This is a genomic window from Lonsdalea iberica (assembly GCF_002111585.1).
Classification (GTDB): Bacteria; Pseudomonadota; Gammaproteobacteria; order Enterobacterales; family Enterobacteriaceae; genus Lonsdalea; species Lonsdalea iberica.
Genome location: NZ_LUTP01000002.1, coordinates 128,126 through 138,721 on the forward strand (window position 1 = coordinate 128,126; position 10,596 = coordinate 138,721).

Here is a 10,596-nt window from a genome sequence, read left to right on the forward strand (position 1 = left end):
TATTCAGCCGCCGATAGGACTATCCTCTATTTATGCATGGCAAAATGAGGATGTGGGCCGATGGAATTCAAAGATTATTATGCCTTGCTGGGGGTTGAGCCCTCAGACGATATCAAGGCCATAAAAGCGGCGTATCGGAAACTGGCGCGGAAATATCATCCCGACGTCAGCACCGAGCCGGATGCGGCGGAAAAGTTCAAGAGCGTGGCGGAAGCTACGAAGTCCTTAAAGACAGTGAACGCCGCGCGGAATACGACCAAATCAGATTGCACCGTCACGATCCCCACTTCAACGACTCGCCCTTTTCTCAATCTCGAACCGCCGGCGCAGGCAGCCAGGAATGGCACAACAGCGGCGACTTCTCCGACTTTTTCGAATCTGTTTTCGGTCATCAGGCACAGTCGCGCACCGCCGGTCGGGCGTCTCATGGGCAGCGTGGGCAGGATGTCGAAATGGAGCTGCCGCTCTTCCTGGAAGAAACGCTGAAAGCGCAAAGCCGCACCATCTCCTATCAGCTGCCAGTTCACGATGCGTTTGGTCGCGTGGTGGATGAGGTCACGAAAAAACTGAACGTGAAAATCCCGGCGGGCGTGGGCGACGGCGAGCGGATTCGCCTCAAACATCAGGGGGTGGCGGGGATTAACGGCGGGGCGAACGGCGATCTCTACCTGATCATCCGTCTGGCGCCGCATTCGCTGTTTGATATCGACGGCCAGAATCTGCAAATCGTCGTCCCGCTGGCGCCCTGGGAAGCGGCGTTGGGCGCCAACATCGAAATGCCGACGCTGTCGGGGCGCATTACCCTCACCGTCCCGGCAGGCAGTCAGACCGGCCAGCGCCTGCGTATTAAAGGCAAAGGGCTGGTCAGCAAAAAAGGCGCGGGCGACCTCTATGCCGTGCTGAAAGTTGTGATGCCGCCAAAACCGGATGAATCCACGGCTGCGATTTGGACCTCGTTGGCTGAGAAGGCGGCTTTTAATCCTCGGACAGTATGGGAGTAATGCTATGGATGATATCGACGTCACCTTCACCGTGATCGAGGTGTGCCAGATCGTCGGGCTCTCCAGAGATGAACTCAGCGAAGTGGTTGCGCTGGGCGTCATCGCACCTCAGGAAGAGAGCCACCTGCAGTGGCGCTTTGATGCCTATGCGCTGAGCCAACTACGGCGAGCGCGACGGTTGCGCTACGAGCTGGATATTGACTGGCCGGGCATCGCCATGACGCTGACGCTGTTGGATAAACTGGAGCGCCTCACTCAGGAAAATCAGCGGCTGCGCCGACAGCTGGAGCGTTTTATGCCGAGCCATTAAGGCTTTGGCGCTCAGGCTGCGCGTCTCGAATCAGGCCGCGCGGCCATGTCTGACAAAACGGTCCGTTCTCCCGATGTTTATCCTGCCCCCCACCATTTTCCGTCCTGACACAGACGTGATCCAAAGATGCCGATGTTTTGCGGGCGTGCCCCCATGCCACTTCCTTTCAATCGCCGCGTTCCTCGACCAAAGTCGTGAGTCCGATCTCCCAATAAACGTGCCGCGCCTCAATTTGGTGCAATCCATGTTCTGACATGGTGCGCGACGGCGGGCTGGATCGATTTTCATGCTCGCTATCAGTGCAGCCGGGCGGAGGGAATGAGGCGTAAAATTAAAAAATCGCTTTTCTCTTTTTTTGAATAAATTTGCCGCCAAGCGGGGATTTTACGAAGAATTCTTTTTGACTTTACGTTTGAATTCAAGATAATTGCATAAATATGCAATTATAATTCCTTGTTTTTAAGTAAAAAAATTCACTTATGCATCGTTTATTCATTTTTGGCACGATGCCTGCTCTACCTCCTATCATTGATATCTGTGTCGCGGTTGATCCGACGCGACAATCATCGCGACGCGCAACTGGTTTTCGTTCATTTATTTGAAAAATAATATTTTTTTATTTTTTTTCTACCGAATTCAGGTAATGAGAAAGCGCGTCTTTTTATCATTATTTTCTCTTTCACGCTCTCTGAGATCGAAACGGTTAATGAGAGCCGACATCGGCGAGCCGCCGAGCGAGATGAGGCCACTATGGAACATTCAGCAAAAATAACGCGTGAGGATTTTAATGAACGCATGGTGCCGGTGTATGCCCCTGACGAGTTCATTCTGGAGCGGGGAGAAGGCTCGCGCCTGTGGGACAACCAGGGCAAAGAGTATGTCGATTTTGCTGGCGGCATTGCCGTCAATGCCTTGGGCCACTGCCATCCGGTCGCGGTAGAAGCGCTGACGAAGCAGGCTTCGAAACTTTGGCATATCGGCAATGGCTATACCCATGAACCGGTGCTGCAACTGGCGGGTCAGCTTATCGACGCGACATTCGCTGACAAAGTGTTCTTCTGTAACTCCGGCGCGGAAGCCAACGAGGCAGCACTAAAGCTGGCGCGTAAATATGGACACGACCAAGGTACGCCGGATAAAAATCGCATCATCGCCTTCAACAATGCCTTTCATGGCCGCACGCTGTTTACTGTCAGCGCAGGCGGGCAGCCCAAATATTCGAAAGATTTTGCCCCGTTGCCGGGCGCGATTGAACATCTGCCTTTCAACGATCTGGCGGCGGCGGAAGCGAGTATTGATGCGCAGACCTGCGCCGTTATCGTCGAGCCCATACAGGGTGAAGGCGGCATTATCCCGGCGGATCCGGCCTTTCTGCGCGGTCTGCGCGAACTGTGCGATCGCCACGGCGCGCTGCTGATTTTCGACGAGGTGCAGACCGGCGTCGGCCGTACCGGTTCGCTGTACGCCTACATGCAGTATGACGTCGTGCCGGACGTGCTGACCACCGCCAAGGCGTTGGGCGGCGGCTTCCCGATTGCCGCCATGCTGACTACAGATGCGCTGGCCGGCACGCTGTCCGTCGGTACGCACGGCACCACTTACGGCGGAAACCCGCTGGCGACGGCCGTGGCCAGCGCGGTATTCCGCACCATCAATACGCCGGAGGTCTTGGAGGGCGTCCAGCGTCGCCACGCACTTTTCGTTGAACGTCTGCGGCAGATCAACGCCCGGCACGGCATTTTCTCGGATATCCGTGGACACGGCCTGTTGCTGGGGTGCCAGCTCAACGCCGACTACGCGGGCAAAGCCAAAGCGCTGACCCAACGGGCGGCGGAAGAGGGGCTGATCGCGTTGATCGCCGGTCCGGACGTGGTGCGTTTCGCCCCGTCGCTGGTCATTCCTGAACCTGATATTGAGGAAGGATTACAGCGCCTTGAGCGCGCTATCGCGCGTTTTCGGGGATGAATACGGCGTAAGGACAGAGAACGAGAGGTTGATATGACAATGGTGATTCGTCCCGTCGCGCACCGCGACCTGCCTGACCTGATGGCGCTGGCGCAAAAGTCCGGCGTCGGACTGACCACGCTGCCGCATAACGAAGAGATCTTATCCGCCCGCATCTCGCGGGCGCAGAAAACCTGGCAGGGCGAGCTGCCGAAAAGCGAACAGGGATACCTGTTTGTGCTGGAAGACGTTTCCTGTGGTCGGGTGGTGGGCGTCAGCGCGCTGGAAGTCGCGGTCGGACTGACGGAGCCTTGGTACAACTTTCGCCTCGGCACGCTGGTGCATGCGTCAAAAGCGTTGAATGTCTACAAGGCAATGCCGACGCTGTCGTTAAGCCACGACCATACCGGTTGCAGCGAGTTGTGTACGCTGTTTTTGGACCCGGACTATCGTCACAGTCAGAACGGCAAACTGCTGTCCAAAATGCGCTTCCTGTTTATGGCCGCGTTTCGCGAACATTTCTCCGAGCGGGTCATCGCAGAAATGCGCGGCTACTCCGATGAAAACGGTCGTTCGCCGTTCTGGGAGGGGGTTGGCAGCCACTTCTTCTCAATTGATTTTGCTCAGGCCGACTATCTCAGCGGCATCGGTCAAAAAGAGTTCATCGCCGAGCTGATGCCGAAACATCCGCTGTACGTGGACTTTCTGGATAAAGCCGCCCGCGACGCCATCGGCCGCGTGCATCCGCATACCGCGCCTGCGCGCCGACTGCTGGAAGCCGAAGGGCTGAGCTATCGCGGCTATGTCGACATTTTTGACGGCGGGTCGACGTTGGAAGCGAATATCGACGAGCTGCGGGCGGTGAAAGACAGTCAGTTAAAAGCCGTGGAGTTTGACGATCGCGCAGTGGACGGCAACGCGACGGTGTGTCTGGTGGCCAACGATAACTATCGTCACTACCGCGCTATGCGGGTTCTGGCCGATCTGTCTCAGGCGTCGCTCAAACTGGACGCCGCGACGGCCGATGCCCTATGCCTCAAAAAGGGCGATCTGGCCCGCGTCATACCGCTTAACGTAGAGGAGAAACACTGATGTCGCATCCTGCACTGTTTATCAACGGCGCCTGGCGTCAAGGGCGCGGCGCGTCATTCGAGAAAACCGATCCGCTCGATGGTCGGTCGCTCTGGCAGGGGGCTGCCGCCGATGCGACGGACGTCGACGATGCCTGCGCGGCGGCACGCGCGGCTTTTCCGGCCTGGGCCGGGCTGACGCTGGCTCAGCGTATCCAGATTGTTCAGCGCTTCGCTCAGTTGCTGGAGACGCATAAACCGCTTCTGGCGGCGGTCATCAGTCGTGAAACCAGCAAGCCGCGCTGGGAAACCCTCACCGAAGTTCAGGCGATGATTGGCAAGGTCGCGATCTCGCAGCGCGCCTATGAACAACGTACCGGCGAAAGCGTCACCCCGATGGCGGACGGCGCCGCCTCGCTGCGCCATCGTCCGCACGGCGTGCTGGCGGTCTTCGGCCCCTATAACTTCCCCGGTCACTTGCCGAACGGACATATTGTCCCGGCGCTGCTGGCGGGCAACTGCGTGGTGTTTAAGCCCAGCGAACTGACGCCGCAGACGGCGGAAAAGACGATGAAATTGTGGCACGAGGCCGGTCTGCCGGCGGGCGTTCTCAATCTGGTGCAGGGCGGTCGCGCCACCGGCGAAGCGTTAGCCGGTCATCCGCAGACGGACGGATTGCTGTTCACGGGCAGCGCCCACACCGGTTATCTCCTGCATCGCCAACTGGCGGGCCACCCCGAGAAGATCCTTGCGCTGGAAATGGGCGGCAACAACGCCCTGATTGTGGAGGACTTTGTGGATCGCGATGCGGCGGTGAATCTCGCGATCCAGTCCGCGTTTATCTCGGCCGGGCAGCGCTGTACCTGCGCGCGTCGTCTGCTGGTCAAACGGGGCGCCGAGGGCGATGCGTTCCTGCAGCGGTTCATTCGTGTCGCACGGTCGCTGCGTATCGGACGCTGGGATGCGGAGCCGCAGCCGTTTATGGGCGGCGTCATCTCCGCGGCGGCGGCGGATGCTCTGATGACAGCGCAACAGACCCTGCTGGCCGCCGGCGCTGAAGCGCTGTTGCCGATGACCCGTCCTGAAACGGATAACGCGCTGCTGACGCCGGGCATCCTGGATATCACTCAGGCAACCGACATTCCTGATGAAGAGCACTTTGGGCCGCTGGTCTGCGTCATTCGCTATGACGAGTTCGATGAAGCGCTGCGTATCGCCAATGCAACGCGCTATGGATTGGCGACGGGGCTGGTATCGACGCGCCGCGCCTTGTTCGACCGCCTGCTGCTGGAAGCGCGAGCGGGCATCGTCAACTGGAACAAACCGCTGACCGGTGCCTCCAGCGCGGCGCCGTTCGGCGGCGTCGGCGCGTCGGGCAATCACCGCGCCAGCGCGTTTTACGCCGCAGACTACTGTGCGTGGCCGATGGCTTCGCTGGAAAGCGATGCGCTGTCTCTACCCGCGGCGCTGTCGCCGGGCGTCTCGTTTAATGAAACCGATGCCTAATCGGCCAAACCGTTCCCGGCTCGTCATGAGCGAAGACGAGACTGCACCGCCACTTACTGTTTTCCGGAGTCAACATGCGTGGATATGAAATCAATTTCGATGGGTTGGTGGGGCTGACGCACCACTATGCGGGGCTGTCATTCGGCAACGAGGCCTCGACGCAGCATCAAAATAGCCTCTCTAACCCGAAGCTGGCGGCCAAGCAGGGGCTGCTGAAAATGAAAACGCTGGCGGATCTCGGCTATCCGCAGGCGGTCTTGCCGCCGCAGGAACGGCCGCATATCCCGACGTTGCGCCGCCTCGGCTTCAGCGGCAGCGATGAAAGCGTGCTGGCGCAGGCCATGCGTGAGGCGCCGCGCCTGCTGTCTTCGCTTAGCTCCGCCTCATCTATGTGGACGGCGAACGCCGCCACGGTATCGCCCTCGGCGGACAGCGCGGACGGCCGCGTCCACTTCACCGCCGCCAACCTGAACAACAAATTCCACCGGGCGATTGAAGCGCCGACGACATCTGCCCTCCTGCGCGCCATTTTTCGCGACGAGGCGCACTTCGTGCATCACGACGCGTTGCCACAGGTGGCTTTGCTGGGCGACGAGGGCGCGGCCAACCATAACCGCTTGGGCGGCGACTATGCCAGCCGCGGCGTGCAGGTGTTCGTCTATGGGCAGCACCATTACGGGACTGAGCCGGGACCGCAGCGCTATCCGGCGCGCCAGACGCGCGAAGCCAGCGAGGCCGTCGCGCGGTTGCATCAGCTTGACCCGCAGTCCACGGCGTTCGTACAGCAGAACCCGGCGGTTATCGACCAAGGCGTGTTCCATAACGACGTGATCGCCGTCAGCAATCAGCAGGTGTTGTTTCATCATCAGCAAGCGTTTCTGCATCAGGCGCAGGCGCTGGACGAGATCCGCCGCAAGATGGCGCACATCGAGCAAGAGCTGATTTCGATCGAAGTGCCGGAAAAGCGGGTGTCGGTGGAAGACGCGGTGGCGACCTACCTGTTCAACAGCCAAATCCTGACCCGTGAAAATGGCCGTATGACGATAGTGGTGCCGGAAGAGTCGCGTAGCCACCGCGGCGTATGGAGCTATCTGAGCGAAATGGCGGCGTCCGGCGGCCCAATCGACGACATCAAGGTGTTTGATCTGCGCGAAAGCATGCGTAACGGCGGCGGGCCGGCGTGTCTGCGGCTGCGCGTGGCGCTGACCGAGGAAGAGCGTCAGGCGGTCAATCCGCAGGTGATGATGACCGATGCGCTGTTTGACACGCTGAATCAGTGGGTCGACCGGTACTACCGCGATCGGCTGAGCGCAGGCGATCTGGCCGATCCGCAGCTGCTGCGTGAAGGGCGGGAAGCGCTGGACGTGTTGACGTCTATCCTCGGTCTGGGCGCCGTCTATGAATTCCAACGGTAAGGAGTGGGGCGTATGACCGATTTTTTAGCGCAGACGCTGCGCGGTGAGTTACCGCCGACAACCGCAGGCGAGACCGCCGCACTGCACTGGCGCTGGCGGGACGAAGGCGTACTGGAACTGACTCCGCGCGCGGGTTACGGCCGTGCGGTGGTGCTCTCGGCGGGCGTCCACGGCAACGAAACGGCGCCGATTGAACTGCTCGATGCGCTGGTGGGCGATTTGTTGGCGGGGCGCTTGAATTTGGGCGTGCGGCTGCTGGCGGTCTTAGGCAATCCGGCGGCGATACGGATGGGGGAACGCTATCTGCACAGCGACATGAACCGCATGTTTGGCGGGCGTCATGCCCGGTTTGCGCCGGGAGAAGACTCGGCCCGCGCGCGCCGTCTGGAGCCGCTGCTGGCCGCTTTCTTCGACGCCGATGCGCCGAAGCAGGGGATCGAGCGACATCATTATGATCTGCATACGGCTATTCGTGAGTCGCTGTTGCCGCGTTTCGGTCTGCTGCCTTACCAACCGCGGCCATACAGCCCTGCGCTATTGGCGGCGCTGGCGGGGGCGGAGTTGGACGCGCTGGTGGTGCATAGCGAACCGGGCGGCACCTTCAGCCACTTCAGCAGCGAGCAGTGTCAGGCAGAGAGCTGCACGTTGGAGCTGGGGAAAGCGCGGCCGTTCGGCCATAACGATCTCGGGCAGTTTTCCGCGATCGATCGCGTGCTGCGCGCGCTGGTAAGCGCAGAGGCCGTTCCGACACGCGTAAGTGCGCCGCTGCGGGTGTTCGGCGTGGACCGCTCGCTGATCAAGCGCAGCGACGACTTTCAGCTGTTTCTGGCGGACGACACGCCGAACTTCACCCGCTTTGATCGTGGCACGCGGCTGTGTGAGCAGGCGGGTGAAAACGACCGGGTCAAACATCGCCATGAGTGGATTTTGTTTCCCAATCCAAACGTGGCGCTGGGCCTGCGGGCGGGACTTGTCCTGACCGAACGCGAGGGAGACAGCTTAAGCAAGCCGTCCTGATCGCGCTACGTCCTTACGCTGTGCTGCGCGACGCTTGAGTCACCGGGAGATCGTCGATAGATCCCGCTCACTCTCGCGCCTAGTTCGCGGCAACAGCCACACATCCAATAACAGAGAGGACGACGAATGTTGCAGGGATACAATAAATTAATCTTCGAAGGCACGCTGGTGACGATAGAGCTGGCGCTAAGCTCGGTGCTGCTGGCCGTGATCATCGGCCTCCTCGGCGCGAGCGGCAAGCTTTCGCGCATCCGCCCGCTCGCCGCGGCGCTCAACGCCTACACCACGCTGATTCGTGGGGTGCCGGATTTGGTGCTGATGCTGCTGATTTTCTACGGGCTGCAAATCACGCTCAACCATGTGACGGAGTTTCTGGGCATGAGCCAGATCGATATCGACCCGCTCTCGGCGGGCGTGATCACGCTGGCCTTCATCTACGGGGCTTACTTCACCGAGACGTTTCGCGGCGCGTTTATGGCCGTTCCGCGCGGACAGATTGAGGCGGCGCAGGCGTATGGATTCAGCGGAATGCAGGTCTTCCGCCGGGTGCTGTTCCCCGCCATGATGCGTTTCGCGTTGCCCAGCATCGGCAACAACTGGATGATTATTCTGAAAGCGACGGCGCTGGTGTCCATTCTGGGACTGCACGATGTGGTCAAAGCGACACAGTTGGCCGGTAAAGGCACCTGGCAGCCCTTCTTCTATACCCTGATGGCCGGGGCCATCTATCTGCTGCTGACCACCGTCTCCAACGGCGTCTTGCTGTGGCTGGAACGGCGTTATTCTCTGGGCGTGAAGAGGGCCGAACTATGATCGAGATCCTGCAACAATATTGGCAGCCGCTGCTGTGGAGCGACGGCTATCGGATCACCGGCCTGGCGATCACGCTGTGGCTGCTGATTATCTCCGTGCTGTTGGGCGGATTGCTGGCGTTGCCGCTGGCGATGGCCCGCGTTTCCTCATCGCGTTGGCTGAGTTTTCCCGCGTGGCTTTATAGCTACATCTTTCGCGGTACGCCGCTCTATGTGCAGTTGCTGGTGATCTACACCGGCATGTACAGCCTGGAAGTCGTGCGCGGCACCGAGGTACTCAACGCTTTTTTCCGCAGCGGGATGAACTGTACGATCCTGGCGCTGGTGTTGAACACCTGTGCGTACAGTTCGGAAATTTTCGCCGGCGGGATTCGCGCGGTGCCGCACGGCGAGGTGGAGGCAGCCAAGGCCTATGGCTTCTCGCGCGCCAAGATGTATCGCTGCATCATCCTGCCGTCGGCGTTGCGAATCGCCTTACCTGCCTACGGCAACGAGGTCATTATGATGCTGCACTCCACCGCGTTGGCGTTTACCGCCACGGTGCCGGATCTGCTGAAAGTAGCGCGTGATATCAACGCCGCCACCTATCAACCTTTCTATGCGTTCGGCCTTGCCGCCGTGCTTTACCTGGTCGTTTCCTACGGTCTGATTCGCCTGTTCCGCAAAGCGGAAAAACGCTGGCTGGTCCATCTGAAACCTTAATCATCCGCGCTGGATAGCAGGAGAATGTGCTATGTCTGAGAAGAAAAAATTAGTCGTGACCGAATTGCACAAATATTACGGCGAACACGAGGTGCTGAAAGGCGTTTCGCTGTCCGCCAGCGCCGGCGACGTGATTTCCATCATCGGCTCCTCCGGTTCTGGTAAAAGTACGCTGCTGCGCTGCATCAACTTTCTCGAAAAGCCGACGGAGGGCTCGCTGTGGGTCAATGAGAAAGAGATCCGACTGGTGCGGGATAAAGACGGCCAGTTGAAAGTGTTTGACAAGAAACAACTACAGCTGCTGCGCACGCGACTGACCATGGTGTTTCAACACTTCAACCTGTGGAGTCACATGACGGTGTTAGAAAATGTGATGGAGGCGCCGATGCAGGTACTGAGCATCAGCCGGGCCGAAGCCCGCGAGCGCGCTATTCGCTATCTGGACAAAGTCGGCATCGACGAACGGGCGCGCGCAAAATATCCCTCAAGCCTGTCCGGCGGGCAGCAGCAGCGTGTCTCCATTGCGCGCGCGCTGGCGATGGAGCCGGAGGTGCTGCTGTTCGATGAACCGACCTCGGCGTTGGACCCGGAGTTGGTGGGGGAAGTGCTGAAAATCATGCAGCAGCTGGCGGAAGAGGGTAAAACCATGATTGTGGTGACGCATGAAATGGAATTCGCCCGTCATGTCTCCACGCAGGTGGTTTTCCTGCATCAGGGCGTGATTGAAGAGCAGGGCGCGCCGGAGGCGGTGTTCAACAATCCTCAAAGTTCCCGTTTGCAGCAGTTCTTGTCCGGCGCGTTGAAGTAAGCGCAATAAAA

At 59.6% G+C, this 10,596-nt stretch carries 9 protein-coding genes and 1 pseudogene; all 10 read left to right on the forward strand.

Annotated features, from left to right (window positions below; genetic code table 11):
- The first annotated feature begins 60 nt into the window (after positions 1–60).
- The 10 genes and pseudogenes from cbpA (at position 61) to hisP (ending at position 10,585) form a co-directional block, all read left to right on the forward strand.
- Positions 61–1,001: pseudogene (gene cbpA, locus AU511_RS01325) on the forward strand (curved DNA-binding protein).
- Positions 1,002–1,005: 4 nt separating this feature from the next.
- Positions 1,006–1,311 (forward strand): chaperone modulator CbpM, encoded by a 306-nt coding sequence (locus tag AU511_RS01330; RefSeq protein WP_094101492.1) that lies wholly within the window; start codon positions 1,006–1,008, stop codon positions 1,309–1,311.
- A gap of 750 nt (positions 1,312–2,061) precedes the next feature.
- On the forward strand, positions 2,062–3,276 hold the full coding sequence (locus AU511_RS01335) for a bifunctional succinylornithine transaminase/acetylornithine transaminase (RefSeq protein WP_094108524.1): 1,215 nt from the start codon (positions 2,062–2,064) through the stop codon (positions 3,274–3,276).
- A 39-nt stretch (positions 3,277–3,315) separates the two neighbouring features.
- Positions 3,316–4,347 carry an arginine N-succinyltransferase gene (gene astA, locus AU511_RS01340; RefSeq protein WP_094108541.1) on the forward strand — a complete coding sequence of 344 codons (1,032 nt, stop codon included), beginning with the start codon at positions 3,316–3,318 and terminating at the stop codon, positions 4,345–4,347.
- Positions 4,347–5,831 (forward strand): succinylglutamate-semialdehyde dehydrogenase, encoded by a 1,485-nt coding sequence (gene astD / locus AU511_RS01345; protein WP_094108525.1) that lies wholly within the window; start codon positions 4,347–4,349, stop codon positions 5,829–5,831. Before astA ends, astD begins: the two co-directional genes overlap by 1 nt.
- 74 nt (positions 5,832–5,905) lie before the next feature.
- A complete protein-coding gene (gene astB, locus AU511_RS01350; protein WP_094108526.1) occupies positions 5,906–7,246 on the forward strand; it encodes an N-succinylarginine dihydrolase in 1,341 nt (446 codons plus the stop codon).
- A 12-nt stretch (positions 7,247–7,258) separates the two neighbouring features.
- Entirely contained in the window at positions 7,259–8,263 is a 1,005-nt protein-coding gene (gene astE, locus AU511_RS01355) for a succinylglutamate desuccinylase (RefSeq protein WP_094108527.1), read from the forward strand.
- Between the two features lie 126 nt (positions 8,264–8,389).
- Entirely contained in the window at positions 8,390–9,076 is a 687-nt protein-coding gene (hisQ, locus tag AU511_RS01360; RefSeq protein ID WP_094101497.1) for a histidine ABC transporter permease HisQ, read from the forward strand.
- Positions 9,073–9,777, forward strand: a complete 705-nt coding sequence (locus AU511_RS01365) for an ABC transporter permease (protein WP_094108528.1) — start codon at positions 9,073–9,075, stop codon at positions 9,775–9,777. Before hisQ ends, AU511_RS01365 begins: the two co-directional genes overlap by 4 nt.
- A 31-nt stretch (positions 9,778–9,808) precedes the next feature.
- Positions 9,809–10,585: a histidine ABC transporter ATP-binding protein HisP gene (gene hisP / locus AU511_RS01370; RefSeq protein WP_094108529.1), complete on the forward strand. Its 777-nt coding sequence runs from the start codon at positions 9,809–9,811 to the stop codon at positions 10,583–10,585.
- The last annotated feature ends 11 nt before the right edge of the window (positions 10,586–10,596 follow it).

Excerpts from the sequence above, each read along its gene's own strand:
- AU511_RS01330 (WP_094101492.1), top strand. The coding sequence starts at position 1,006 with ATGGATGATATCGACGTCACCTTCACCGTGATCGAGGTGTGCCAGATC.
- AU511_RS01335 (WP_094108524.1), top strand. The coding sequence starts at position 2,062 with ATGGAACATTCAGCAAAAATAACGCGTGAGGATTTTAATGAACGCATG.
- astA (WP_094108541.1), top strand. The coding sequence starts at position 3,316 with ATGGTGATTCGTCCCGTCGCGCACCGCGACCTGCCTGACCTGATGGCG.
- astD (WP_094108525.1), top strand. The coding sequence starts at position 4,347 with ATGTCGCATCCTGCACTGTTTATCAACGGCGCCTGGCGTCAAGGGCGC.
- astB (WP_094108526.1), top strand. The coding sequence starts at position 5,906 with ATGCGTGGATATGAAATCAATTTCGATGGGTTGGTGGGGCTGACGCAC.
- astE (WP_094108527.1), top strand. The coding sequence starts at position 7,259 with ATGACCGATTTTTTAGCGCAGACGCTGCGCGGTGAGTTACCGCCGACA.
- hisQ (WP_094101497.1), top strand. The coding sequence starts at position 8,390 with ATGTTGCAGGGATACAATAAATTAATCTTCGAAGGCACGCTGGTGACG.
- AU511_RS01365 (WP_094108528.1), top strand. The coding sequence starts at position 9,073 with ATGATCGAGATCCTGCAACAATATTGGCAGCCGCTGCTGTGGAGCGAC.
- hisP (WP_094108529.1), top strand. The coding sequence starts at position 9,809 with ATGTCTGAGAAGAAAAAATTAGTCGTGACCGAATTGCACAAATATTAC.